General features: G+C 64.5%; 20 protein-coding genes and 1 pseudogene. 17 read left to right on the top strand and 4 right to left on the bottom strand.

Going from position 1 to position 26,509, the window contains the following annotated elements:
• Positions 1 to 154 precede the first annotated feature (154 nt).
• The 3 genes and pseudogenes from HU218_RS06780 to HU218_RS06770 all read left to right on the top strand — a co-directional run.
• A pseudogene (locus tag HU218_RS06780) lies at positions 155 to 1,282 on the top strand (ATP-binding protein); the annotation flags it as partial.
• 80 nt (positions 1,283 to 1,362) lie between these two features.
• Entirely contained in the window at positions 1,363 to 2,967 is a 1,605-nt protein-coding gene (locus HU218_RS06775; RefSeq protein ID WP_174874181.1) for a hypothetical protein, read from the top strand.
• Positions 2,964 to 3,848 (top strand): alpha/beta hydrolase family protein, encoded by an 885-nt coding sequence (locus HU218_RS06770; RefSeq protein WP_217450743.1) that lies wholly within the window; start codon positions 2,964 to 2,966, stop codon positions 3,846 to 3,848. The genes HU218_RS06775 and HU218_RS06770 overlap by 4 nt, the downstream gene beginning before the upstream one ends.
• A gap of 276 nt (positions 3,849 to 4,124) precedes the next feature.
• Here the strand turns inward: HU218_RS06770 and HU218_RS06765 are convergent, their stop codons facing one another.
• Both HU218_RS06765 and HU218_RS06760 read right to left on the bottom strand, forming a co-directional pair.
• On the bottom strand, positions 4,125 to 4,568 hold the full coding sequence (locus tag HU218_RS06765; RefSeq protein ID WP_174874180.1) for a single-stranded DNA-binding protein: 444 nt from the start codon (positions 4,566 to 4,568) through the stop codon (positions 4,125 to 4,127).
• Between the two features lie 81 nt (positions 4,569 to 4,649).
• On the bottom strand, positions 4,650 to 6,014 hold the full coding sequence (locus HU218_RS06760; RefSeq protein WP_174874179.1) for an MFS transporter: 1,365 nt from the start codon (positions 6,012 to 6,014) through the stop codon (positions 4,650 to 4,652).
• 188 nt (positions 6,015 to 6,202) lie between these two features.
• Between HU218_RS06760 and uvrA the strand changes: the two genes are divergently transcribed.
• Both uvrA and HU218_RS06750 read left to right on the top strand, forming a co-directional pair.
• Positions 6,203 to 9,028 carry an excinuclease ABC subunit UvrA gene (gene uvrA, locus HU218_RS06755; protein WP_174874178.1) on the top strand — a complete coding sequence of 942 codons (2,826 nt, stop codon included), beginning with the start codon at positions 6,203 to 6,205 and terminating at the stop codon, positions 9,026 to 9,028.
• Between the two features lie 82 nt (positions 9,029 to 9,110).
• Positions 9,111 to 9,557 (top strand): VOC family protein, encoded by a 447-nt coding sequence (locus tag HU218_RS06750; protein WP_174874177.1) that lies wholly within the window; start codon positions 9,111 to 9,113, stop codon positions 9,555 to 9,557.
• 66 nt (positions 9,558 to 9,623) lie between these two features.
• Here the strand turns inward: HU218_RS06750 and HU218_RS06745 are convergent, their stop codons facing one another.
• Positions 9,624 to 10,190 carry a MerR family transcriptional regulator gene (locus HU218_RS06745; protein WP_174874176.1) on the bottom strand — a complete coding sequence of 189 codons (567 nt, stop codon included), beginning with the start codon at positions 10,188 to 10,190 and terminating at the stop codon, positions 9,624 to 9,626.
• 230 nt (positions 10,191 to 10,420) lie between these two features.
• On the opposite strand from HU218_RS06745, the gene HU218_RS06740 reads away from it, so the two are divergent.
• The gene (locus tag HU218_RS06740; protein WP_174874175.1) at positions 10,421 to 10,753 is read left to right on the top strand and encodes a winged helix-turn-helix domain-containing protein; all 333 of its coding nucleotides are present in this window, start codon (positions 10,421 to 10,423) and stop codon (positions 10,751 to 10,753) included.
• An 82-nt stretch (positions 10,754 to 10,835) separates the two neighbouring features.
• On the opposite strand, the gene HU218_RS06735 is transcribed toward HU218_RS06740, so the two are convergent.
• Entirely contained in the window at positions 10,836 to 12,989 is a 2,154-nt protein-coding gene (locus HU218_RS06735; protein ID WP_174874174.1) for a TonB-dependent siderophore receptor, read from the bottom strand.
• A 387-nt stretch (positions 12,990 to 13,376) separates the two neighbouring features.
• Here HU218_RS06735 and HU218_RS06730 point away from each other — a divergent pair, with 387 nt between their 5' ends.
• The 11 genes from HU218_RS06730 (at position 13,377) to HU218_RS17020 (ending at position 26,198) form a co-directional block, all read left to right on the top strand.
• Positions 13,377 to 14,924 (top strand): pyridoxal phosphate-dependent decarboxylase family protein, encoded by a 1,548-nt coding sequence (locus HU218_RS06730; RefSeq protein WP_174874173.1) that lies wholly within the window; start codon positions 13,377 to 13,379, stop codon positions 14,922 to 14,924.
• 11 nt (positions 14,925 to 14,935) lie between these two features.
• Positions 14,936 to 16,255 carry a lysine N(6)-hydroxylase/L-ornithine N(5)-oxygenase family protein gene (locus tag HU218_RS06725; RefSeq protein ID WP_174874172.1) on the top strand — a complete coding sequence of 440 codons (1,320 nt, stop codon included), beginning with the start codon at positions 14,936 to 14,938 and terminating at the stop codon, positions 16,253 to 16,255.
• Positions 16,252 to 17,424 carry an MFS transporter gene (locus HU218_RS06720; RefSeq protein WP_174874171.1) on the top strand — a complete coding sequence of 391 codons (1,173 nt, stop codon included), beginning with the start codon at positions 16,252 to 16,254 and terminating at the stop codon, positions 17,422 to 17,424. The genes HU218_RS06725 and HU218_RS06720 overlap by 4 nt, the downstream gene beginning before the upstream one ends.
• 10 nt (positions 17,425 to 17,434) lie before the next feature.
• On the top strand, positions 17,435 to 18,037 hold the full coding sequence (locus HU218_RS06715) for a GNAT family N-acetyltransferase (RefSeq protein WP_174874170.1): 603 nt from the start codon (positions 17,435 to 17,437) through the stop codon (positions 18,035 to 18,037).
• Positions 18,038 to 18,047: 10 nt separating this feature from the next.
• On the top strand, positions 18,048 to 19,859 hold the full coding sequence (locus HU218_RS06710) for an IucA/IucC family protein (RefSeq protein ID WP_174874169.1): 1,812 nt from the start codon (positions 18,048 to 18,050) through the stop codon (positions 19,857 to 19,859).
• Positions 19,860 to 19,961: 102 nt separating this feature from the next.
• The gene (locus HU218_RS06705; protein ID WP_174874168.1) at positions 19,962 to 20,735 is read left to right on the top strand and encodes a siderophore ferric iron reductase; all 774 of its coding nucleotides are present in this window, start codon (positions 19,962 to 19,964) and stop codon (positions 20,733 to 20,735) included.
• A complete protein-coding gene (locus tag HU218_RS06700; protein WP_174874167.1) occupies positions 20,719 to 21,486 on the top strand; it encodes an ABC transporter ATP-binding protein in 768 nt (255 codons plus the stop codon). Before HU218_RS06705 ends, HU218_RS06700 begins: the two co-directional genes overlap by 17 nt.
• 10 nt (positions 21,487 to 21,496) lie before the next feature.
• Entirely contained in the window at positions 21,497 to 23,497 is a 2,001-nt protein-coding gene (fhuB, locus tag HU218_RS06695; RefSeq protein WP_217450742.1) for a Fe(3+)-hydroxamate ABC transporter permease FhuB, read from the top strand.
• Positions 23,497 to 24,429, top strand: a complete 933-nt coding sequence (locus tag HU218_RS06690; protein ID WP_217450741.1) for an iron-siderophore ABC transporter substrate-binding protein — start codon at positions 23,497 to 23,499, stop codon at positions 24,427 to 24,429. The genes fhuB and HU218_RS06690 overlap by 1 nt, the downstream gene beginning before the upstream one ends.
• 151 nt (positions 24,430 to 24,580) lie before the next feature.
• Positions 24,581 to 24,712, top strand: coding sequence for a hypothetical protein (locus tag HU218_RS17025; protein WP_281357128.1), 132 nt, complete (start codon positions 24,581 to 24,583; stop codon positions 24,710 to 24,712).
• A gap of 394 nt (positions 24,713 to 25,106) precedes the next feature.
• On the top strand, positions 25,107 to 26,198 hold the full coding sequence (locus tag HU218_RS17020; protein WP_174874165.1) for a methyl-accepting chemotaxis protein: 1,092 nt from the start codon (positions 25,107 to 25,109) through the stop codon (positions 26,196 to 26,198).
• Positions 26,199 to 26,509 lie beyond the last annotated feature (311 nt).

Below are 26,509 nucleotides of genomic sequence, written 5' to 3'. Positions count from 1 at the left end.
ACATAGAACATATGTGCATTAGTTTTGTGATAAATGACAGGCAGACCACGAGGTCCACCCAGTTGAATGCGGGGGGCGGGGTAAGAGGTGTAAAAGAGACGGGGGCACCAAGAGTGGGGGAAAGAGGGTTCGGACCCGCCAATGGCGGGCTGCTGCTGGCCTGCCTCTGGCGGCACAACGCCAGGTCGGCAGCGAAGCCGATGCGTTACAGGCGCTGGCCGAGCTGGGGGCGCCGGTAGTGGTCAAACCGGCGGGCAGTGTCGGCGGGCAGGGCGTGACACTGGCCGTTACAGCCACTGCCGAGCTACGTGCTGGCTATGCTGCTGCCGCCAGGCTGGGGTGTGGTGTCGTGGTCGAGCGTCAGATTGCCGGCGATACCCACCATGTCCAGCTGGTCGCGGGGGAGGTCCTGTTTGTCTCACGCCGGCGGCCGGCAGGTTTGCTGTCCGATGGACGGCACTCTATCCGCCAGTTGTTGGCCGCAGAGAATTTGCGGCGGAAGGCGCAGTTGTTATGGCAACGTCTGCCCCCGTTACCGGATGATGTGCAGGCCGCCGTGTGTCTGGCGCAGCAAGGCTACAACTGGGACAGCGTACCCGCTGCCGGCTGCCGGATATTCTTGCGGGCAGTGCCCAGTAATCTGGAGGGCTCGCAGGACGATGACCTGAGTACACAGATACATCCGGACAATATCGAACTGGCATGCCGTGCCGCCCGTCGGTTGGGCCTGAGCATGGCCGGGGTGGATATTCTCTCTCCCGACATCAGTGTTCCCTGGCATTGCAATGGTGCCGTGGTGCTTGAAGTCAATCATGCGCCGCAAGCGGACCATGCCAACATGACGCGCTATCTTCCCGTGTTACTGCAACGACTGCTACCTGCTGGTGGTCGTATTCCGGTAGAGGTTTTCGTCGGTGACAACAATGCACTGATTGCGGCTCTTCAACGGCAGCGCGAGTTGATAGCCAGCGGAGTGAATTGCTTTATCTGCAGCGAAACACAGTGTCTCGACCCGCAGGGTTTGCCACAGGTACATGCCGTCAATGGCAGCTTTGCCTGTGTGCAGGCAATGTTGCGTCAGCCGCATGTGCAAGCTTTGCTGGTGGTGCTGCAGCAGGATCACTGGTTGCAGCAGGGCATCCCGCTGGACAAGATCTCGCGCCTGGAGCTGGTGAGCGACAAAATTCTCAGCCCCCTGCCAGGTGACGCCGAGCCAGCCGATTGCGGCCAACTGGTGAGACTACTGCGGCAACATCTGGCTGCTGGAAATGAATACCCATGAGTCATGCTGTCATGTCATGCCCGAAGGGGGCGCAATTAACCATCCGCCTTCCGGCGCTGCCTGCGGCAGAGGATTGGACTGTGGTTGATAGCTGCTTGTTGTCCTGGCTGGAGTACGACATACCTGCCGTAAATACTGCCGTTGAGCCGTCGGTCGCCGGACAGCTGGCGGCACGCATCGCGGCTGCTACCGCCAGCGTGTTACGTGGCTGCGGCATTCCGCTGACGGATGAGCCAGTGGTGAGTTCTGTTGTTCCGCTGGCGCGGGAAGGTTGGGCTTGTGAGCTGCGGTTTCCTTTGCCGGATGGCGTGGCCGAGTTGCCGGTATTGCAGGTTTGCGAGGCGTGCTGCAACTGGCTGCTGCAACTGCTGGCCAGGCCGGAAGCAGAGGCGACCCCCTTGCCGTTTTTTGACCATTTGACACGTGAACTACTGCCACAGCTGCTGCCGCACGCCATTGCGCCACCATCGACCATGGCTCTGCTACTGGCGGCAACTGCCGCCGATGTGCCATGGCGGCATGAGGGCAATGGCGTTTTCCAGCTTGGCTGGGGCTGCAACTTGCGGCATGCATTTACCAGCCGGCTGGACAGCGATTCGTCGATCGGTATCCAGGTGGCAGGTAATAAGCAGCTGACTGCCCTGTGGTTGCAAGGCGCCGGGCTGCCGGCAGCGCGCCATCTACTGGCCAGCAGTGAGCCGCAGGCCCTGGCGGCGGCACGGCAACTGGGTTGGCCGCTGGTGATCAAGCCGGTGGCGCGTGACCGCGGGGAAGGGGTCAGCGTCAATCTGCGGGACGATGCCGGTCTGCTGGCAGCTTTTGCGCGAGGTCGCCAGTTCGGACTACCGCTGCTGGTAGAACAGCAAGCGGCGGGGTATTGCCATCGTCTGCTGGTGGTAAAAGGCGAGGTGATGTATGTCGTCAGGCGCCTGCCGGTAGCAGTGCAGGGAGATGGCCGGCAAACTATCCGCGCACTGATTGCCGCGGCCAACATGCAGGCTCTGCAGTTGCCGCCGTGGCGTCGTCCGCCGCCGTTGCAAGCGGATATGCGCAGTGAAACCTGTCTGCATGCAGCCGGCTGGCAGCTTGATGCCGTGCCGTCCGCCGGGCAGTGGGTGGCGTTGCGAGACATAGAGTCCAGTGCCGATGGCGGCCGTGACGAAGACATGCTGACTGTCGCCCATGCGGACAACCTGGCGCTGGCGGTGCGGGCTGCGGCATTGTTCGGACTGGAGATGGCTGGTATCGATCTGATCACCCCTGATATCAGCCAGCCTTGGTATTGCAACGGCGCCATCATCAATGAGGTGAATGCGGCGCCGGCGTTGGGGGCCAGCGACAGTTCGCTGCAGGCCATGCCGCGACTGTTGCGGCGGCTGTTTCCGCATGGCGGCCGTATTCCGCTGGAGGTCTATGTCGGCGGCAAGCAGGCACTGATTGCCGCTCGCCAGCGGCGCGACGATCTGGTTGCTAGTGGGCGGGCCTGTTACCTTGTTAGCGCTGGCGAGAGCGAGAATGCGGCCGGGCGGCCGCATTACCTGCAGGCCGCCGGTTGCTACCAGCGTTGTCTGGCGCTGCTGACCGACCGCAAGGTGGAGGCATTAATTCTGGTGATGGGCGAGCAGGAATGGCAGCAATCCGAGCTGCCGGTAGATAGGGTTGACCGGGTGGAGTTCATTGCATGAACAAGGGCAAAACGGAAAGCGGATGCGGGTATGTCGCGCGCAGAATGCTGACTGCGGCCATGCTGTTGCTGGTCGCTGCCTGTGTGCAGATCCCGGATCTGGCACAGCGACGCAGTACGGCAGACACCCTGGCAGCAGAGCATGGCTGGCAGGCCACCAGTTTGCCAAGCGACAGTTTCCGCCTGCGAGCCTACCTGCCTCCCGCGCCTGTCGCGGCCAACATGTTGACGGTGTATTTGGAAGGAGACGGCCTGGCCTGGCTATCACCGGATACGCCTTCTGCGGACCCCACACCCACCAACCCGCTGGCGCTGCAACTTGCCTTGCGCGATCGTCAGCCGGCTGCCTATCTGGCGCGCCCCTGCCAGTATGGGTCTGCAGAAGAGAGTCCATGCCGGCAAGTATTCTGGACCAGGCTGCGGTTTGCGCCAGAAGTCGTGCAGGCCAGCAATCAGGCACTGGATCAACTCAAGCAGCGCTTTCGCGCGCAGCGGCTCTTGCTGGTCGGTTATTCCGGAGGAGGAACCCTTGCCGCGTTATTGGCAGCACGTCGGCAAGATGTTGCTGGTTTGATTACCATTGCGTCCAGCCTGGACCATCTGGTCTGGGCGCAGGATAAACGGTTATCCCCGCTGACTGGCTCGCTTAACCCCGCGGATGATTGGCGGCGCTTGCAGTGGGTGCCGCAACGCCACTATGTTGGCACTCTGGACAAACAGGTTGGCCGCATGCCGGTGGCTGCCTATGTTGCCCGCTTTCCGGTAGAGCGGCGGCCCGAGCTGGTGGAAATGCCGGATTTCGACCACCACTGTTGCTGGTTGCAGCATTGGCCGGCGCTCAAACTGGATGCTCTGGCACGCTGGCATCTGTCTGTCGATTAGGTTTTGACCTGCACTGGTTTCGTGGCGCAAATAAAGGAATGCCCGAGCCGCCCCGGCCCCCTGGCGGGCTTATCCCGTGCGTACTGGGTGCGGCGTTTTCTGTACTAAAAGCGATTCAGCATCGTGGCTCAGATCTGAAGCCAGTCAAACTGCCGATCAAATTCGTGGCTTCAGGCCGTCTGGCTGCAGCTTGAGGCTGGGCATCTTCGTTAATGCATAAACCCCCGCAGGGCGGGGGTTTTGGGGGAGTACTTTACAAATACTCTCAGGTGTAAATTAGAACGGAATATCGTCGTCCATGTCATCCATGCGCGGGGCCGGTTTCGGCTCCATGCGGCGTGGCGCGGCCGGCGGTGCTTCGGCGCGCGGAGCCGGGGCGCTGTAGCCGTCGTCCATCGGTGGCATGTCGTCGCGGCGGCCGCCCTGCAGCGACAGTTCGTTGACGCGCACGTCCGGAGAGGTACGTTTTACGCCTTCCTTGTCGGTCCACTCGCGCAGGGTCAGCTGACCGTATACGGTAACCTGCTGGCCTTTGGCCAGGTAGTTCTTCAGCGATTCGCCACGCTTGCCCCATACCTGGCAGCTAAACCAGTTGGTGGTCTTGCGCTCGCCGAAACCGATGTCGCTGGCAACGCGGAAGCTCAGCACCGGCTCGCCGCTGGGGGTGTAACGCAGCTCGGCGTCGGCTGCCAGACGGCCATCAAAAGTAATGCTGTTCATGGAGTTCTCCGGAAAATTCAATCGAGCAGGGCGCCGGTTTCCGGCACGCCTGCGCAGTGTAGCGGTAAGGCCTGTCCATGACTATGGCTTGGCAAGGGGCAGCAGTTTGCGCACGCCGGCTTCATCCCAGCCTTGCTGGGCGACCTTGAGATAGGCCACGCCTTCGTCCTGCATGATCACCACTTCGCTGATGCCATCCAGGGCCAGCAGTTTGCCGGACAGGGTGCTGCTGTCGCCGCGCCAGTTTTCGTCCAGATGGAACATCTGCGTTTTTACTGCCTTGGGCGGCACCATGGTGATGGCAAGCAGTAGCCAGCTGGCCATCAGCAGGCTGGTAAAGCCGAACACGCCGGCAGCGCCGAAGTGACCGTACAGCCAGCCGCCCAGTGCGGCGCCAAGGAACAGGCCGATAGACTGGGACGTATTATACACGCCGATGGCGGTTCCCTTGGCGTCCGCCGGCGCGATCTTGGAGATCAGCGACGGCAGGGTGGCTTCCAGAATATTGAAGGCGATGAAGTACAAGGTCAGCCAGATGACAATCATCCAGAAGCTGGACAGTGCCAGTGCCATGCCCAGTTGCGCGGCAGTCATCAGCGCGACGGCCGCAACAAATACCTGTTTGAGCTTGGCCTTTTTCTCGCCGTAGATAATGGCCGGCACCATCAGGAAGAAACCGGCGACCACTACCGGCAGATACACCTGCCAGTGGTCGGCCTTGTCCAGGTGGCCGGTGCTGGTCAGGGCAAACGGGATGGTGACGAACATCGCCATCTGCGCGGCGTGCAACGCAAAGATGCCGTAGTTCAGGCGCAGCAGTTCCGGGTGTTTCAGTACTGCCGGCAGGCGCTTGGTGTTGGCCTCGGCATCGGAGTGGAAGCGCGACACCACCGGGTCCGGAATCACTTTCCACACCCCGATCAGTGCCAGTAGCGACAGGATGCCGGTGAGGGTAAAGATGCCATCCACGCCGATATGCTTGGCCAGCAGTGGTCCCAGTACCAGGCTGACGGCAAAGGTGGTGCCGATGCTCATGCCGATGATCGCCATGGCGCGGGTACGGTTTTCCTCGCGGGTCAGGTCGGCCAGCAGCGCGGTGATGGCGGCGGAGATGGCGCCGGAGCCCTGGATCACGCGGCCGATGATCAGCCAGGTGATATCGTGGGCGTTGCCGGCGACAAAGCTGCCGGCGGCAAACAGCAGCAGGCCGAAGTAGATCACCTTCTTGCGGCCAACCTTGTCCGACAGCATGCCCAGCGGCAGTTGCAGGATGGCTTGTACCAGGCCGTAACTGCCCAGCGCTATGCCGATCAGAGCGGGATGATTCGTGGCGCCGAGATCTTTTGCATACAGGGCGAATACCGGCAGGATGAGAAACATGCCCAGCATGCGCAGGGCGTAGATACCGGCCAGGCCAAGGCTGGCGCGCAGTTCGAGTGCAGTCATTCGGAGTGTGTTCAGGCTAAGCGGGCAGCAACGCAGGGGACAAGCTGCCGGTACAGTGTAACGCGGGCGGGTTCTGCTTTACGTTTCAACAGGTAACCGCGGCGTGATACCCGCATTGCCCGGCGGGTAGAGCGCGGTACGCCAAGTCCGGTATAGTAGCAGGTTCCCCGAATCACGGTGAGACAGGCATGGACTCCATCCGCATCCGCGGTGCGCGCACGCACAACCTCAAGAACGTCAACCTCGACCTGCCACGGCACCAGCTGGTGGTGATTACCGGGCTGTCCGGCTCCGGCAAGTCGTCGCTGGCGTTCGATACGCTGTATGCCGAAGGGCAGCGCCGCTACGTGGAAAGCTTGTCGGCCTACGCGCGGCAGTTCCTGCAACTGATGGAAAAGCCGGACGTAGATCTGATCGAGGGCCTGTCGCCGGCGATTTCCATCGAGCAGAAAGCCACCAGCCACAACCCGCGTTCTACCGTGGGTACGGTGACCGAAATCCACGACTACCTGCGCCTGCTGTTTGCCCGTGTCGGCGACCCGCATTGCCCGGAGCACGACGTGCCGCTGGCGTCGCAGACGGTAAGCCAGATGGTGGATCACGTGCTGGCACTGCCGGCCGAGACGCGGGTGATGATCCTGGCGCCGGTCATCGTTGGCCGCAAGGGCGAGAACCTCGACCTGTTCGAAGATCTGCGCGCGCAGGGCTTCGTGCGCGTGCGTGTCGATGGCGAGGTGTACGAGCTGGAGGCGGTGCCCAAGCTCGACAAGAACAAGAAGCACACCGTCGAGGTGGTGATCGACCGCCTCAAGGTGCGCGAGGACATGCAGCAGCGGCTGGCGGAAAGCTTCGAGACCGCGCTGCGCCACGCCGATGGCCGTGCCATCGCGGTGGAAATGGATAGCGGCCAGGAACACTGGTTCTCCGCCAAGTTTGCCTGCCCGGTGTGTAGCTACAGCCTGCCGGAGCTGGAGCCGCGGCTGTTCTCGTTCAACAATCCGATGGGCGCCTGCCCCAAGTGCGATGGCCTGGGCGAGATAACCTTCTTCGATCCCAAGCGCGTGGTGGCGCATCCGGAGCTGACGTTGGCCGCCGGCGCCATCAAGGGCTGGGATCGCCGCAACCAGTTCTACTACCAGATGCTGCAGGCGCTGGCCGAACATTACGATTTCTCGCTGGAGCTGGCGTTCGAAGAGCTGCCGCAGCGGGTGCAGCACGTGGTGCTGCACGGCTCCGGCCGCGAGGAAATCAACTTTACCTACCAGTCCGAGCGCGGCACCAAGTTCCAGCGCGCGCACAGCTTCGAGGGCATCATCCCCAACCTGGAACGCCGCTACCGCGAAACCGACTCCAGCACCGTGCGCGAGGAGCTGGCCAAGTACCAGAACAACCAGTGCTGCCCGTCCTGCCATGGCTCGCGCCTGCGGCTGGAAGCCCGCCACATCTTCATCGGCCGCAAGACGCTGCACCAGATCAACCAGATGGCGCTGAAGGATGCGGCCAACTTCTTTGCCGGCTTGGAGTTTGCCGGCCAGAAACAGGCGGTGGCGGAGAAGATCGTCAAAGAAATCAGCGAGCGGGTGTCGTTCCTGAATAACGTCGGCCTTGATTACCTGTGCCTGGCACGCTCAGCCGATACGCTGTCCGGCGGCGAGGCGCAGCGTATCCGGCTGGCCAGCCAGATCGGCTCCGGTCTTACCGGCGTGATGTACGTGCTGGACGAACCGTCCATCGGCCTGCACCAGCGCGATAACGACCGCCTGCTGGCCACGCTGATGCGGCTGCGCGACCTGGGCAACAGCGTGATCGTGGTGGAGCACGACGAAGACGCCATCCGCGCTGCCGACTACCTGGTAGACATGGGGCCGGGCGCTGGCGAGCATGGTGGCAATGTGCTGGTGGCCGGCTCGCCGGAAGAAGTGGCCGCCTGTACCGATTCCATTACCGGTGACTTCCTGTCCGGCCGCCGCGCTATCGCGCTGCCGGCCGAGCGTCGCGCGGTGAACCCGGAGCGGCTGCTGACGCTGGAAGGCGCCAGCGGCAACAACCTCAAGGACGTGACGCTGGAGTTGCCGCTGGGCATGCTGGTCTGCATCACCGGCGTCTCCGGCTCCGGCAAGTCCACGCTGATCAACGACACCTTGTACAAGATTGCTGCCCGTGACCTGAACGGCGCCAGCGAGGAGCCATCGCCGTACCGCGTGGTAAAAGGGCTGGATCATCTGGACAAGGTGATCAACGTCGACCAGAGCCCGATCGGCCGCACGCCACGTTCCAATCCTGCCACCTACACCGGCCTGTTCACGCCGATCCGCGAACTGTTTGCCGGCGTGCCGCTGTCGCGCGAACGCGGCTACGGTCCGGGGCGTTTCTCGTTCAACGTCAAGGGCGGCCGCTGCGAGGCGTGCCAGGGCGATGGCGTGATCAAGGTGGAAATGCACTTCCTGCCGGACGTGTACGTGCCGTGCGATGTGTGCCACGGCAAGCGCTACAACCGCGAAACGCTGGAAGTGCAGTACAAGGGCAAGAACATTACCGAAGTGCTGGAGATGACGGTGGAACAGGCGCTGGAGTTCTTCAGCGCGGTGCCGACCGTGGCGCGCAAGCTGAAGACGCTGATGGATGTCGGCCTGGGCTATATCCGCCTCGGGCAGAGTGCCACCACGCTGTCCGGCGGCGAGGCACAGCGGGTGAAGCTGGGGCTGGAACTGTCCAAGCGCGATACCGGCCGCACGCTGTATATCCTGGACGAACCGACCACCGGTCTGCATTTCCACGATATCGACCTGCTGCTGCAGGTGCTGCACCGCCTGCGCGAAAACGGCAACACCGTGGTGGTGATCGAGCACAATCTGGACGTGATCAAGACGGCCGACTGGCTGATCGACCTGGGGCCGGAAGGCGGTGCCGGCGGTGGCCAGATTATTGCTTGCGGTACGCCGGAACAGGTGGCGGCCAACCCGGCCAGCCATACCGGCCATTATCTGGCGCCGCTGCTGCGGCCGCGGGCATAGTCGTTGCTGTGTTACCGGTAAAACCGGTTAGAATTCAGATATTGGCCGCCGCATACTGCTGGTGGCCGGCTTAGGGGACAGCATGCGTAGTCTGGGCAAGATCGATCACATCCACATCCGCGTCAGCGACAGCGCGCGCGCTACCGACTGGTACAGCCGCGTGCTGGGCCTGGCACCGGATGCGCGCTACCGCCACATGCAGGAGGGGCCGCACGGTGTCGTCATGATGGCGAATCCAAGTTCCACCGTGCGACTGGCCATCAGCCAGGAGGACGGTGCCGGAGCGATTTCCGGCGCCATCGCCTTTGTGGTCAGTGGCCAGGATTTTCTGGAGTGGATCGATCAGCTGGCCGGTGAGCGGGTACTGAACAGCGAAGGCCAGACCATTGCGCGTGACAGCGTGCGTGACCACGGTTTCTTCTGCTCGCTGTCGTTTGTCGATCCGTTCGGCAACCCGTTCGAGATCGTCAGCTACGACCATACCTGGCTGTCCGGCAAGCTCAAGCTGGCCAAGCGTACGCCGGCCTGAGTGAGCGCCGCGCTGAGATGACAAAACCCGCCGCTGGCGGGTTTTGTTTTGCCTGCCGCTTGCCGGCTACAGCACCTGGGCCTTGGCCTGGAAATAACCCTGCATCTGCTGTTGCGGCAGCGGGTAGCCATAGAACACCACGTTGGCCGGCAGGCTGGCCCATTGCTGTACCGCGTTATTGTCCATATCGCTGGTCAGCACGATATCGATGCCTTCCAGCGGGTGACTCGGCTGCTGCAGCAGCTGCAGCAGATCGAAGGTACTGACCCCGGGCATCAGCAGGTCGATGATCAGCACATCCGGCCGTTCCTGGCCGATGGCTACCAGCGCGCTGATGCCGTCATCAAAGGTGCGCACGCGGATCGGCAGCTGCCAGTCCGTCAACATCTGCGCCAGTTGCTGGCGTTTTTGTTCCTGCTTCTCCACGTGGTAGACCAGCAGTTGCGACCGTGCCTTGCGCGCCGCCTTGCCGGTGATATAGGCAGTGAGCGAGACCCGGCTGATGCGACGGTGGCCGCCATTTGTTTTCCAGGCCTTCAGCTGGCCCTGTTCCACCATGCGCTGGATGGTGCTGTAGCTGACGCCGATGATTTCGGCGGCCTGGCGGGTGGTGAAGAATTCCTGGTCTGACATGTCGATTCCGGGCAGAAAGCGCTGCGGCCGCCATGCTACTGGCAGCTCGCGATTTTGGCAATAAATGTGCAATCTGTGCGGTAAAACGTTCAAAATGTGCAAAATAGCAAAATCATTTATAGAAGCATTGACGATACATTTTTGACTGCCGCAAGATGGTTTTGCCCGGCCGCCACAAGCGCCGTATCGCGCAGCTTGCCGGGGCATCGGGCAACAGAAAAGGTCAGTGCATGTCTTCGCGTATCCAGCTTTCTCCCCAGGGCTACATCATCAATCCGCTTACCGGCCAGCAGCAGAAAGTCAGCGCCAACGAATACCGTCTGCTGCGTGCGTTCCCGCGCGACGGGCTGGACAAGGACGGCCTGATCAAGCTGGTATGGGCAGGCCGCGGCCGTGAAGTCGGGGACTCCAGTTACTACAACCTGATCTACCGCCTGCGCCGCAATCTGGCGGCGATCGGTATCGCCGATGGCGTGATTACCAATCCGGGTTCCGGCGTGCTGTTGCGCTGCGAGGTGGAACTGGTGCTGTCGCAGCCGCTGAGCTTCAACGACCCGCAGTAACGCGTACCGCACCGACAAAAACAGCCGGATCAAACGATCCGGCTGTTGCTTTTCCGGCTGCGGCCAACGTTGGCCGCAGGCCTTACCACTTGTAGCTGACAGTGGCGCTGACGCTGCGGCGGGCGCCGTAGTAGCAGCCAGTCAGATCGTAGCAAGACGCCACATATTCCTTGTCCAGCAGGTTGCTGACGTTCAGGCGCAGCGAAGTGCCTTTCATGCCGGCGTAGCGGGCCAGATCGACACGCAGTGCCATGTCCAGCAGGGTGTAGGACGGCAGCTTGGCGGTGTTTTCGTTATCGGCCCACATGCTGCCGATGTAACGCACGCCGCCTCCCAGCCCCAGCCCGTTGCCGAGGTTGTAGTCGGCCCACAGTGTGGCCATGTTCTCCGGCGCCATCACCGGGGTATTGCCGGTGGTGGCGCTGCTCAGGCCTTTGACGATTTCCATATCGGTGCGGGTGTAGCTGGCCAGCAGGCTCAGGTTGCGGGTGAGCTTGGTTTTGGCCTCAAGCTCCAGACCGCGCGAGCGCACGTCACCTACCTGCTTGTAGTAGTACACGCTGGAGTCGTAATAGGCGACGTTGCTCTGCTCCAGCTGGTAGACGGCGGCGGTCAGCAGGGTGTCGGCATCCGGCTGGTACTTGATGCCCAGCTCATGCTGCTTGGTGGTGGACGGGCTGAGAATCTTGCCGTTCTGGTCGGCATTGCCGGCGCCACTGACCTTGAAGCCCTCGCTGTAGCTGTAGTACGGCACCAGGGCATCGCCGAGCAGATAGCTGACGCCCAGCTGCTTGCTGAGCTTGTCGCCCTGCCAGCTGTTATTGCTGTTGTTGCTCTCGCTGTACGGCGACACCTCGGCGTGGTCGTTGCGCAGGCCAAGGGTTACGCGCCAGTTTTGCCATGCCAGCTGATCCTGCAGATAGCTGCCCAGCTGCTGGTTGCTGCGCTGGTAGTGGGACTTGGTGATGGTGCCGTAGGCGACGTTGTAGTTCGGGTTGTCGGTATCCAGGTTGCTCAGCGCGGCAGAGCCGATGTTGTCGCTGCTGTCCATGTCCTGATAATCGAGGCCGGCCAGCAGGCTGTGGCGTACGCTGCCGGTGGCGAACTTGCCGCTCAGCTGGTTATCCAGCAGCAGGGTCTTGGTGTTGGCATCCTCGGCGGTGGCGTAGCGGATCAACTGGTTGCTGTTGCCGCTCCAGCCGTACTGGTAGGCATAGGTGCCGTCGACCGAGACTTCCTGATAGCGGGCGTTCTGGCGGAAATGCCAGTTGTCGTTGAAGTCGTGCTCGAACTGGTAGCCGTAGAACATCTGCTCGCGCATCACGCCATCGTTGGCCGCACCATCGTAAAAGCGGCTGGACAGGGTCTTGCCGTTGCGGGCGACGACGGTGCCCTCATACGGCAGCGAACCGTTGGTGCCGCTATCCGGCGCGTGCGACAGGTAGGCCTGCAGCAGCAGGCGGTTGTTGCTGTCGATCTTCCAGCGCAGCGACGGCGCCAGCGTGTAGTTCTCCACCGCACCGTAATCCTGCTGGCTATCCGATGCATAGGCTTTGCCCAGCACGCGGTAGCTGACATCGTCGCTCAGGCTGTCGGCGTAGTCGAAAGCGGCCGCCCGCTGCTTGTTAGTGCCGACGGTAAGCTCGATTTCGTGATAGGCGCTGTCCAGCGGCAGCTTGCTGGTCGAGGCCACCAGGCCGCCCGGTGCGGTAGTGCCGTAGGCCACCGAACTGGGGCCTTTCAACACTTCCACCCGCTCCATGAAATACGGGTCCAGCTGGATCTGTGCCAGCGTGGAGCCATCCGATACCAGACGCAGGCCATCCAGATACTGGTTGGTGGTCATGCCGTCGTTGAAACCGCGCAGTACCACGTTATCGAACTGACCATACGCGCCGCGGCCGCCATTGAAGGTGCCGGCGCTGTAGCCCAGTGCCGCGCCCACCGTCTGCGCGCCCTGATCCTCGATCTGCTGCTGGGTGACCACGCTGACCGACTGCGCGATTTCTTTCAGCGGCGTGTCGGTCTTGGTGGCGCTCTTGCTCGATTTCACCGTGTAGCCCTGGGTGGGGGCGCTGGCGCCGGCGTCCTGATTGCCGGTCACCACCACGGTATCCAGCGTGGTGCTGTCGGCGGCAAAGGCCTGGCTGACGGCCAGGGTGAGGGTGGCAATGCACAGGGCGCTGCCCAGCTGATGTGCCGGCTGGCGGCGACGGGCCTGTTTCTGGTTCTGCATGTAGCTGTGTCCGTGTGTTGAATCGCGCTGCGATGGAGTGGAAGGAGCAGGGCCGTGCCAGCCGCTGCGCCGGTGTGTGCTGCCTGCGGAAGCGAATCCGTACTGCAACAGTGCGAATCATATTGATAATTATTATCATTGGCAATATGATGGCAACCATGTCAGACAGGAGTACGACGGAATGGATCACCACAATCGACACCGCCCGCCACGCCGCACCGCCGCGGCCGAAGCGACGGGCGCCTGTACGCAGACGGGCCGCAGCTTGCTGCTGCCCCGCGTGTAACAGGCTTGTGTCAGCACGGCGCTGCGGCTGCGGCCGGTAGCGCCGGATACAGGCATGGACCACCCACCCTGTCGTGATGACAGGCCATGCGAGACTTGAACATGTCCATCAAGCAAATCGTAGGCAGCGAGCGCCAGACGCATTCGGCTGCCGACGTGCCGGGCAAACGGCATCTCTTCAACCAGCACAACCTGGCGGCGTTCCGCCAGGGCATCGAACAGAGCCTGCAACTGGTGAGCCACAGGTTGGCCGCAGTGTCGCAGCCGTTCAGCGGTGTGCTGCCGCAGGAGCTGGCGCCGGCCTTTGCCGGCATCGATCTGGATACGCCCGCCGCCGACCAGGCCGCGGTACTGGCCGAGCTGGCCGCGCTGTATCTGGACGATGCCGTCTACTTTCACCATCCGCGTTACGTGGCGCACCTGAATTGCCCGGTGGTGCTGCCGGCGATCATGGCCGAGCTGGTGCTGGCATCGGTGAACTCGTCACTGGATACCTGGGATCAAAGCGCCGGCGGTACCTTCATCGAACAGAAGCTGATCGACTGGACCATCGGCCATATCGGGCTGGGGCCGGACGCCGACGGCGTGTTCACCAGTGGTGGCACCCAGTCCAATCTGATGGCGCTGCTGCTGGCACGCGATACCTACCACGCCCGCCGTGGTCACAGCGTGAAGCTGTCCGGGCTGCCGGCGGAGGCCCGTCGTCTGCGCATTCTGTGCTCCACCGCCAGCCACTTCAGCGTGCAGAAATCCGCCGCCTTGCTGGGGCTGGGCTATGACTCGGTGATCTGCGTGCCATGCGACGAACGCCAGCGCATGGATGTATCGGCGTTGGCCGCCACGCTGGCCCAGTGCCACGCTGCCGGTGAAGTGCCGCTGGCGGTGGTGGCCACCGCCGGCACCACCGATTTCGGCAGCATCGACCCGCTGCCGGAGATTGCCGCCCAGTGTCGCGCACACGGTATCTGGCTGCATGTGGATGCCGCCTACGGTGGCGCACTGTTGCTGTCACCGACGCGCCGCCACTGGCTGGACGGCATCGAGCTGGCGGACTCGGTGACGGTGGACTACCACAAGTCCTTCTTCCAGCCGGTGAGCTGCAGTGCCTTCTTCGCCCGCGAGCGCCGCGACTTCGCCCACCTGACCTGGCACGCCGATTACCTCAACCCGCTGAGCGCGGCGCAGGAAGGTACCCCCAACCTGGTCAACAAGAGTATCCAGACCACGCGCCGCTTCGATGCGCTCAAGCTGTGGCTGACGCTGCGCAGCATGGGCGCTGCCGAAATCGGTGCCATGTTCGATCACGTCATCGATCTGGCGCAGCAGGGCTACCGCCTGTTGCATGGCGAGGCGTGGCTGCAGTTCGCCGCCGCGCCGCAGCTGTCCACGCTGGTGCTGCGCTATGCACCGGATAGTGCCCAGGACGACGCGCAGCTGGATGCGGCCAACGCCTACATCCGCAAGGCCATCTTCCGCTCCGGCGAGGCAGTGATCGCCGGCACCAGGGTCGGTGGGCGGCAGTACCTGAAGTTCACCCTGCTGAACCCGGAAACCACGCTGGATGATCTGGCCGCGGTGGCGACGCTGATCCGTCGTTACGGCGACGAGTATCTGGCCACCACCCGCGCGCCGCTGGCGCTGTCGGCATGAGGAGCAACAGCATGCACAGCAAGATTCATGATTTCGTCGCCATCGGCATCGGCCCGTTCAACCTCGGGCTGGCGTGCCTGACCGAGCCGCTGGCCGGCGTGGACGGGGTGTTTCTCGACAAGGCCGAGGGCTTCAACTGGCATCCGGGCATGCTGCTCGACAGCGCCACGCTGCAGACGCCGTTCCTAGCCGATCTGGTGACGCTGGCCGACCCCACCAGCCGCTTCAGTTTCCTCAACTACCTGAAAACCAGCGGCCGCATCTACGGCTTCTATATCAAGGAAGACTTTTTCATGATGCGCCACGAGTACAACCAGTACTGCCAGTGGGTGACAGCGCAGCTGCCGGCGCTGCGCTGGCAGCGCTACGTGGAGCGGGTCAGCTACGAGGACGGCGTGTACAGCGTGCACTGCGTGCATACCCGCAGTGGCGAGCGCGAGTTGTATCGCGGCCGCCATCTGGTGCTGGGTACCGGCACCGTGCCGTGGCTGCCGGAAAATTGCCGTGATGTCGCCGACCGCATCGGCCATTCCGCCAGCTATCTCGCCGACAAGGCCGAGCTGCAGCAGAAGCGCAGCATCACCATCATCGGCAGCGGCCAGAGTGCTGCCGAAATCTACTACGACCTGCTGCAGGACATCGAACGCTGCGGCTACCGGCTGAACTGGTTCACCCGCTCGCCGCGCTTCTTCCCGCTGGAGTACAGCAAGCTGACGCTGGAGATGACCTCGCCGGAGTACATCGACTACTTCCACAGCCTGCCGATGGCGCGTCGCGACCAGCTGATGCAGGAGCAGAAGGGCTTGTACAAGGGCATCAACCTGTCGCTGATCAACGCCATCTACGATGCGCTGTACAACAAGCGGCTGCAGGGCGAAGTCGATACCCGGCTGATGACCAACACCGCGCTGACCGCCTGCGACTACGACGACGCCAGCGGCAGCTTCCGCCTCGGCCTGCACCAGCAGGAACAGGACGTGCATTTCACGCTGGACAGCGAGGCGGTGGTGCTGGCCACCGGCTACCGCTACCGCGAACCGGCCTTCCTGCAGCCGATCGCCGGCCGCATCCGCCGCGATGCTCGCGGCCGCTTCGAGGTTGGCCGCAACTACAGCATCGACCACGCCGGCAGCGAGATCTTCGTGCAGAACGCCGAGCTGCATACCCACGGCCTGGTGACGCCGGACCTGGGCATGGCGTGCTACCGCAATGCGTGGCTGATCCGCGCCATCAGCGGCGTGGAGCACTATCCGGTGGAGCGGCGCATCGCCTTCCAGCAGTTTGCCGCGCCGCAGGTGCCGGCACATCGCGCGGAGCGGCTCAGCGCATGAGGCAGACGTTTTTGCTGATGGGCCTTACCGCGGTGGCGGTGGTAAGCGATGCCATGCTGTTGCCGTTCTACCCGCAGTTCTTTGCCGCCCGCTTCGGCATGCACGATCCGCAGCATGTCGGCGCCTATGTGGCGGCGATGTGCCTGGTGGTGATGTTCGCCTTGCCGCTGTGGGCGCGGGTGGTGCGCTATGTGCCACTGCTGCAGCTGCTGCTGTTCACCCAGCTGGCCGCCGGCCTGCTGTGCCTGTACTGCTACTGGAGCAGTTCGCTGGCCGGTTTCTGGCTGGTGTCGCTGGCGATGATTGCCTGCAAGGGCAGCTCCCTGCTGGTGTATCCACAGCTGATGGCGCTGGCCGGCGAGGGCGAGCACACCGCCACTGTCGGGCTGCTGTCGGTGATCGTGCACTTTGGCGGCATCGTCGGCGCCTTGCTCGGCGGGCTGGCATTGCAGGGTATCGATGGCGGCGAGGTGTTCCTGCTGATGGCGGCGGGGGACGCGATCCAGATCGGCATCTGCCTGTACCTGCTGTGGCGTTGCCCGTTGCCGGTGGCCGCTGCGGCCAACCTGGCGTCGCCGGCAGCGCCGGACAATGCCGTGCGGCTGGCGCGGGTGTACCGGCTGGGGCTGCTGATGCTGCTGTTCTACTTCAGTGCCTACCTGGTGCGCGCCTTCTTTGCGCTGCACTGGCAGGCGGTGAGCGGCATCGGCGACAGCCGGCTGGCGGCGGCGGTATTCGCCTTGCCGGCGCTGCTGGCGCTGGGCGGGCTGTGGCACAACCAGCGCCGTGCACGGGCCGGGCAGGCGCCGCTGGGCAGCCTGCCGGCGATGCTGCTGCTGGGCTGCGGCGGCCTGCTGCTGCAGGCGTTGCCGGATAGCAGCAGCCTGCTGCTGGGCCGCTGCCTGTTCGGCTGGGCGCTGTTCCAGCTCACCGTGCAGCTGGATGTGCAGCTGTTCCAGCTGGGCACCCCGGCCAGCTACGCCGCCGACTACAGCAAGATCAACTTCTGCCAGAACCTGGGGGTACTGGCCGCCTCCTACGCCGCCGGCCTGCTGGTGGCGGGGCAGGGGCTGGCTACGCCTTTCCTGGTCGCCGCCGCCGGCTTTGTGCTGAGCGCGCTGCTCTATCCCTTGCTGGCGGCAGCGCAGCCGCAACCGGCTGCCGCCTGAGGAATCACCCATGACGACGACAACCTTTGCGCCGGCGGCTGACGCTGCGGCCAACCTTTCCGATTGCCACGTTCCGGCGGTCGGCGACTTCAGCCTGCGACCGCTGGCGGTGCCCGGCGACATGCCGCTGCTGCATGGCTGGGTAACGCAGGAACACGCCCGCTACTGGGGGATGCTGGATGCCACGCTGCAACAGGTAACAGACGCCTACCGCGCGCTGCAGCAGGGCGCGCATACCGCCTGCTATCTCGGGCTGTTCCGTGGCGAGCCGGCCTTCCTGCTGGAGTGCTACGACCCGGCGCACGACGTGCTGGGCGAGTACTACCCGGTGCAGGCCGGCGATATCGGCATGCACTTTCTGGTAGCGCCGCCGACGCGCCCCATCCCCGGCTTCACCCGTGCGGTGATGCGCGTGATCCTGGCGTTCCTGTTCCGCGATCCGGCCACGCTGCGCGTGGTGGTGGAGCCGGACGTGCGCAACGACAAGATCCACGTCATCAACCGCCACGCCGGTTTCGTCTACCAGCAGGAGCTCGCGCTGCCGCACAAGCGCGCGCACCTCGCCTGCTGCACCCGGGAACAACATCAGGCCGCGCTGCAGCGCGGCCAGTAAAGGACATCACATGAACACCATCATCTTCGACCAGCCGCAACAGGCGGCTGCCCACCTGCAACCGGCAATCTGGGCCAAGGTCAACCGCCTGCTGTTACGCAAGGCCATTGCCGAATTCGCCCACGAGCTGCTGCTGCAGCCGCAACTGGCCGCCCGCGATGGCGACTGGGGCGACTACCGCCTGCCGGTGCCGGAGCGCGACATCGTCTACCGCTTCCGCGCCCGCCTGCTGGCGCTGGAGCACTGGGACATCGATGCGGCCTCCATCGCCAAGCAGATCGCTGGCAACGATGCGCCGCTGGACGCGCTGGCGTTCATCATCGAATTCAAGGCGGCGCTGAACATCGGCGACGACATGATGCCGGTGTACCTGGACGAGATCAGCAGCACGCTGTACGGCAGCGCCTTCAAGCATGGCCGAGCCGGGCTGTCCGCCGACGAATTGACCCGTGCCGACTTCCAGTCGGTGGAAACCTCGATGATGGAAGGCCATCCGTGCTTCGTCGCCAACAACGGCCGCATCGGCTTCGATGCCGCCGACTACGGCAACTATGCGCCGGAAGCGGCGTCGCCGCTGCGGCTGATCTGGCTGGCGGTGCACAAGGACAAGGCCACCTTCAGCAGCATCAGCGATCTGTCCTACCAGCAACTGCTGGAGGAGGAGCTGGGTGCCGACACCCTGGCCGCCTTCAGCCGCCAGCTGGCGGCGCGCGGTCTGAACGGGGACGACTATCTGCTGATGCCGGCGCACCCGTGGCAGTGGTTCAACAAGCTGGCGCAGTGCTTTGCCGCCGACGTGGCCACGCAGCACATCGTGTGCCTGGGCTACGGCGAGGATGGCTATCTGGCGCAGCAGTCGATCCGCACCTTCTTCAATATCAGCCAGCCGCACAAGCGCTATGTGAAGACCGCGCTGTCCATCCTCAACATGGGCTTCATGCGCGGGCTGTCGCCGTACTACATGCTGGCCACCCCGGCCATCAACGAGTGGATCAAGAACCATGTGGCCAGCGACCCGCTGCTGGCGGCCAACGGTTTCACCATTCTGCGCGAGGTGGCGGCCATCGGTTTCCGCAACCACTACTACGAGCAGGGCATTCAAAAGGACACGCCGTACAAGAAGATGTTCTCGGCGCTGTGGCGCGAAAGCCCGCTGCCGCTGCTGGCACCCGGCCAGCGCTTGATGACCATGGCCTCGCTGCTGCATATCGATGCCGACGGCAACGCGCTGCTGCCGGCGCTGATCCGCAGCTCCGGCCTGGATGCCGGGCAGTGGCTGCAACGCTATCTGACCGCCTACCTGACGCCGCTGCTGCATTGCTTCTACGCCCACGATCTGGTGTTCATGCCGCATGGCGAGAACCTGATCCTGCAGCTGGAAAACAATGTGCCGCTGCGCGCCATCATGAAGGACATCGCCGAGGAGTGCGCCATTCTCAACCCGCATGCGCGGCTGCCGGCCGGGGTGCAACGTCTGGCGGTGGAGGTGCCGGAAGAGCTGAAGATCCTGTCGCTGTTCACCGACGTGTTCGACTGCATCTTCCGCTTCATCGGCGCCATCCTCGACCACAGCGGCACGCTGCCGGAGCAGGACTTCTGGCGCGCGGTGGCGCAGTGCGTGCTGGATTACCAGGCCAGCCAGCCGCAGCTGGCGGACAAGTTCGCCCGCTATGACCTGTTCGCGCCGGAGTTCACCCGCTCGTGCCTGAACCGGCTGCAGCTGGGCAATAACCAGCAGATGATCGACCTGGCCGATCCGGCGAAGAACCTCAAGTTCGCCGGCACGCTGCAGAACCCGATCGCGCGCTTCAAGCCGCGCTAAGCCCGCGCCCGCCATGCCCCTGCGGGTGTGGCGGGTGTGTTGACTTCATTCATCGCCGGCACGGCCCCAGCCCGGAGCGTGCCGCTGCTGCCGGATTACTGCATGTCGCCACTGCTTTCCGTTCCCGATCCCGCCAGCCTGCTGGCCGCCATCAGCCGCTGCCTGCCGGGACTGGACGGCACGCTTGATGCCGCCACGCCGGATGCGCTGACCGCCGATGCGGCCAACCCCGACCCGGTGGCCGCGCTGCTGCAGCACTGGCAGCAGGCACACCCGGAAGCGGGGCCGCACTACTGGGGCAGCCGGGTGTGGACGCTGCTGGTATGGCAGCCGGTGTACCTGGCGGTGCTGGCGGTGCAGCTGGCGGGCTGCCTGCCGCCGCTGGGCGGCATGGCGCAGCGCCAGCGCGGCGGTTTTGTCGCCGGTTTCAGCCTGGCGCAGGGCGATCTGCAGCACGGCGATGAAGCCACACTGATCGCTGCTGCCGGCCAGGTGCTGCAGGCGGCCTGCCAGCCGTATCTGGCCATGATCAACCAGCAGTTGAAGCTGCATCCGAAGATGGCCGGCCGCTTGCAGGCCGACTGCCTGCTGGCGGCGCTGTTGTTCGTACAGCGCTGTGATGCGCGTTACGACAATGCGCGGCTGCAGGCGCTGGCGCCGCAATGGTTGGCCGCTCTGGCGCAACCGGAGGCCAGCGGGCTGATGACGGTGACGCTGGACGATGGTCGCCACAAGCTGGCACTGGAACGCAAGGTGTGCTGCCAGCACTTCCGCCGCTGCGACGGCGAGCTGTGCAGCAGCTGCCCGAAATTGAAACCCGCAGCGCGTCTGGCGCTGCTGAAACAGGAGTTGTCTGCCGATGCTGTCACTGCGTGACATTCGCGTCTGTCGCGATGGCCGCGCCATTTTGGCGCTGCCGGCGCTGGCGCTGGACCCGCGTCAATTCACCGTGATCCTGGGCCACAACGGCTCCGGCAAATCCACGCTGCTGAATCTGCTGGCGCGGCAGCTGGCGCCGGATCACGGCCACATCAGTCTCGACGGCCAAACGTTGGCCGCCTATTCCAGCCGCGAGTTTGCCCGTCGCGTGGCGTTCTTGCCGCAACGGCTGCCGGAGGCGGCCGGGCTGACGGTGGCCGAACTGGTGCGCCTCGGCCGTTACCCGTGGCGCGGGCTGCTGGGACGCTGGCAGGCGGACGATGCCGCCATTGTGCAGCAGGCGATGCGTGCCACCGACATCGGCCACCACGCCAGCCATCTGACCGACCTGCTGTCCGGCGGCGAGCGCCAGCGCGCGTGGATCGCCATGCTGCTGGCGCAGCAATCGCCGCTGCTGCTGCTGGACGAGCCGACCTCGGCGCTGGACCTGGCACACCAGTACGAGCTGATGGCGCTGCTGCGCACGCTGAACCGCGAGCAGGGGCGCGGCATCATCGCCATCCTGCACGACATCAACCTGGCGGCGCGCTACGCCGACCGCATCGTGGCGCTCAAGCGCGGCGAGCTGTTCTTCGACGGCACGCCGCACGAATTGCTGCATTCACCGCAGCTGTCCGCGTTGTTCGATATCGATATCCGGCTATTGCCGCGGGAACAGGGCGCCCATCCGGTGGCGGTGGTGGCCTGAGATGCAAAGCGTGCTGAAACTTGCCGCGCGGCCACAGGGTTGGTCGCGGCGCTACCCGCTGGCGCTGCTGGCCATGCTGCTGCTGGCGCTGTGGCACAGCCAGATCGGCAACCCGTTGCCAGCGGCGACGCAGTGGGCGCTGTTGACGCGGGCGCCGGCGGATTTCGCCGAACTGCAGTGGTGGCATGCCAGCCTGCCGCGGCTGGCGATGGCGCTGCTGGTGGGCGCGGCGCTGGGTTTCTCCGGCAGCCTGCTGCAGCAATTGACGCAGAACCGGCTGGTGTCGCCGATGACGCTGGGCGCCAGCGCCGGCGCCTGGCTGGGGCTGGTGTGCGCCAGCATCTGGCTGCCGGCGCTGGCGGCGGAGCACAGTGAATGGCCGGCGCTGGCCGGCGCCATGCTGGCGGTGCTGCTGGCGCTGGCGATTGCCGGCGTGCGCGGCATCGGCGGCTTGCCGCTGGTGCTGGGCGGCATGGCGCTGAACCTGCTGCTGGGGGCGCTGGCGTCCGCCATCGTCATGCTGCACGACCAGTACAGCCGCAACCTGTTCCTCTGGGGCGCCGGCGACCTGACGCAGAACGACTGGCACTGGGTGCTGTGGCTGCTGCCGCGGCTGGCGCCGATGTTGCTGCTGCTATGGCTGGCGCCGCGCCCGCTCACCCTGCTGCGGCTGGGCGCCAGCGGGGCGCAGGGGCGTGGCCTGCGGCTGTGGCCCAGCATGCTGTTGCTGCTGTTGGCCGCGCTGTGGCTCAGCTCGGTGGCGATCGCCGCGGTGGGGCTGATCGGCTTCATCGGCCTGCTGACCCCCAATTTCGCCCGTCTGTTGGGTGCGCGCGGGGCGCGTGACGAGCTGGCGTTCAGCGCGCTGCTGGGGGCGCTGCTGCTGCTGGCCACCGATGCGCTGGCCGTGCTGGCCAGCAGTTACAGCGTGGAGCTGGTGCCCAGCGGCGCGGCGGCGGCGTTGATCGGCGCGCCGGCACTGCTGTGGTTCACCCGCCGCCAGAGCGCCGGCAGCGGGCAGCAGAACCTGTCGCTGGCTCCGGCGGCGCGGCCGTTGTCGCGGCGCGGCTGGGGGCTGTTGCTGGCCGGCCTGCTGGCGCTGGTGCTCGTCAGCCTGACGCTGGCGCCGGGCACGCACGGCTGGCAGCTGGCATGGCCGGATGCGCTGATCTGGTCGTTCCGCTGGCCGCGCACGCTGGCAGCGGTGGCCGGCGGTGCCGCGCTGGCGCTGGCCGGGGTAATCCTGCAGCGATTGCTGCGCAATCCGCTGGCCAGCCCGGACATTCTCGGCCTGTCGGCCGGTGCCACGCTGGCGCTGTTGGCCGCCACACTGTGGCTGGGACGCCCGCTGCAACAGGGCGGGGCGCCGCTGGCGTTCGGCGGCAGCATGCTGGTGCTGGGGCTGCTGCTGTGGCTGGGGCGCCGCCAGCAGTACGCGCCGGGCATGATGGCGCTGGTGGGCATTTCGCTTGCGGCGCTGCTGGAGGCGGTGCTGCAGTTCGCGCTGGCGCGTGGCACGGCGGACAGTTTTGCCATCCTCGGCTGGCTGGCCGGTTCCACTTACCGTGTGTCCGGCCAACAGGCGCTGCTGCTGGCCGGCGGCGCGCTGCTATTGGCCGTGCCGGTGCTGTGCGGCCAACGTGCACTGACCCTGCTGGCGATCGGTGACGGCGTGGCGCAGGGGCGCGGCTTGCATCTGGCGCGCAACCGGCTGGCGTGGCTGACGCTGGTGGCACTGCTCACCGCGCTGGTGACCAGCGTGCTGGGGCCGGTGGGTTTTCTCGGCCTGCTGGCGCCGCATATCGCCGCCATGCTCGGTGCGCGCCGGGTGCTGCCGCAACTGCTGCTGGCCGCCTTGCTGGGCAGCGTGCTGCTGCTGGTGGCGGACTGGCTGGGGCGGGTGCTGATCTTCCCGCTGCAGGTGCCGGTCGGCATCCTGGCCTCGGTGCTGTGCGGCGGTTATTTCATCTTGTTGTTGCTGGCGCAGCGCGTGCGCCGGGGGAGAGCGTGATGGCGCGGACGATATGGGTCATGTTGGCCGCAGTGCTGCTGCTGTGTTCGGGAATGGCGGCTGCGGTGACGGTGCGCGATAGCGATGGTGTGCATCATTTTGCCCGCCCGCCGCAGCGGGTGGTGGCGCTGAGCTGGGAGTCTGCCGAGCAGCTGCTGGAGCTGGGCATCACCCCGCTGGCGGTGGCTGATGCCGACGACTACCGGCAGTGGGTGGTGCGGCCAACCTTGCCGCCAGCCACGCTGCCGGCCGGCGGTCGGCTGGAACCCAACCTGGAGCTGCTGGCCAGCCTGAAGCCGGACCTGATCATCATCAGCCCCAGCCTGCTGGACATGCGGCCGCAGCTGGCACGCATCGCGCCGGTGCTGTACTTCGATGCCTACCGCCACGATCACGACAACGCGCAGGTGGCGCGCGACATTTATCTGCAACTGGCCGGCTTGTTCGGGCGCAGGGCGCTGGCCGAGCGGCGGCTGGCGGCGCTGGAGCAGGGCTTTGCCAAGCTGCGCGGCCGGCTGCAGCAGCATTTCGGCGCGCAGCTGCCGCGGGTGGACGTGGTGCGTTTTGCCAGCCCGGCGGTGGTGTACCTGTACGGCAGCAACTCGATGCCGCTGCACGCGCTGCAGAGGCTGGGCATCGCCGGCACGCCGCAACCGGCGGCGTCGATTTGGGGGGTGACGCAGCAGAAGGTGGTGCAGCTGGGCAGCCTGCGACACAGCGTGGTGCTGTACCAGCAGCCGTTCGAACAGGCCGGCAAGCTGTTCGCCACCCCGTTGTGGCAGGCGATGCCGTTCGTGGCACAGCAGCGTTTTGCCGCGGTGCGCTCTACCTGGAGCTATGGTGGCATCTTCTCGCTGTACTACCTGGCCGAAGCGATGACCGATGCGCTGCTGACGCTGGATCGGCAAAGCATAGTGTCTGGGACGAGGTAATGAAGCCGGTAATGGCTACGGCGTTAGAGCAGATTGACTATCCGTTCGAGGAACAGCGCCGAAGTCTGCAATTGTGACTGCTGAGGTATGAGATCGACCAGCGCCGGGGGGCGTGGATCCGGCCAAACACGGTGGGGACCGTCACTGCCACATGGCCGCGCAGACCGGCGTTGATCCCGGTGGCGGCATCGTCGGTTTTGTCGGCCTCGCCGAGAATTCGCTGCGCGTCTTCAGATCGCACTGCCTTGATGCGATGGTGCGCGCCTGGCTGGTAGTCCGGTGAACAGCTTGACCATGAGGCGTGCCTCCAGCACGGCTACCGCGATAGAAGAGCTGATCAGATGAAACCGGTTTATTTTATTGTTCCAGTAAATGGAATAATGAATTGCACTATGCGTGAATTCTTTTCTTAACTGGATTTTGGCAAAGTGATGTCACTTATTGCGCCACCGCTTGTCGTGGCAGCGAGCCGCCTCAAACTGTGGGGCTGTGCCTCGCAGCAGTGCGAAGGCGGCCGCGATTCGTAGTACCGCGCTCCGAGCGAGCGGCTGACTCTCATCCGCACCGAGGCCTTTGACTAGCACTGCCTCAAGCACCAGCCTCGGCTTTGCGACGAAGCTCAGTTAAGCACCATCATCGAGGCCGACCGACAGTGTCGGCAAGACTAGGGAGCCCCCATGTTTGTCCTGGCAAAACACCTGCGCGCCGCCTTGGCGCGTATCGACCAGCTAGAAAGCGAATTGGCCGGACGAGATGCCGAGCTAGCGCAGGCCGATGCCCAACTCCGTGCCAGCGACACGCAGCGGCAGAGTGCAGAAGAACGCTACACGCAAACCCGGCAGTTACTCGAACAACTGCAAAGCGTCGGCACCGCCATGACCCAGGCGCAGGCCAGTATGGGCGGCCTGGCACAGGGCATGCGCGCAGAACGGGACCGTGCCCGGGAAACTTGCGCCGTCGCGGATCAATGCTCCATGGAGATCTCTGCCATAGCCGAGCAGCTCGGCCACCTTGCAAGGGACTCGGTAGCTGCCGCCGAACAGGTATCCAGTCTGGATGGACGAGCCCGGCAGATCGGCGGCATCGTGCAATTGATCAAAGACATTGCCGATCAGACCAACCTGCTCGCCCTCAATGCGGCCATCGAGGCTGCCCGCGCGGGCGATGCCGGGCGAGGCTTTGCGGTAGTGGCCGACGAGGTGCGCAAACTGGCAGAACGGACGACTGGTGCGACCGGTGAAATCGCCGATTTGGTTGCTGCCATGCGTAATGACAGCACGGCCAGCCGCAGCCAGATGGAAATTCTTGCAGCACAAGCGGGCGAGTTCAGCCGCAGCGGCAAGGACGCCGTTGCCACCATGAGTCACGTGCTCAAACTATCGCGCCTTGCAGAGGGCAGCACGACGGCCTCATCCCTGCGCGGCTTTTGCGAGGTGGCCAAGATCGACCATCTGCTGTTCAAGTTCCGCGTCTATCGTGTCCTCTTCGGCATGTCGCAAGAAGGCGCCCAAGACTTCGTTGACCACACCCAGTGCCGCCTTGGCCAATGGTATTACACAGGCGAAGGACAGCAGCACTCGCACCTGCCGGTCTACAAAGACATGGATGTACCGCACCTTAACCTGCACAAGCATGTTCAGGACGCACTGACCGCTCACAGTCGAGGCGACGCTGGCGCCGCCCTGGCTGCCGTGGTTGCCATGGAGGCGGCTGGTAGCCAGGTGCTGGCCGCGCATGAGAGCATGGCGCAGGTGGCGGAGTCTGCATAGCCCGTGAATCTTTCGCGGTCAATCAACCCGAGCGTCTTTGTAATCCCGGCATCAGGTCAACAGCGCCGCGCAGAAATCAGCGGTTAGACCAACATTGCCTGGAGTGGCCGGAACGGATCGGTAGCTGCGGCCTGTTGGCCGGGGTGCGAACTTCCGCAAAGGCCAGGGTGTGCGCGTTCAAGAAACGCCCTGAATCTATTTGCCACTCAGTTCGCAGCCGGTACTCTGTCCGAGCAACGATGGTCCGCAGAGGGGGGAAAGCGGTTGTATCTGCAAGGTTGTAGCGGAATGCCTTGTTGCATGAGCTTTGG

Source organism: Vogesella oryzae, assembly GCF_902829295.1.
Classification (GTDB): Bacteria; Pseudomonadota; Gammaproteobacteria; order Burkholderiales; family Chromobacteriaceae; genus Vogesella; species Vogesella oryzae.
This window is presented reverse-complemented; position numbering and strand designations above follow the sequence as displayed.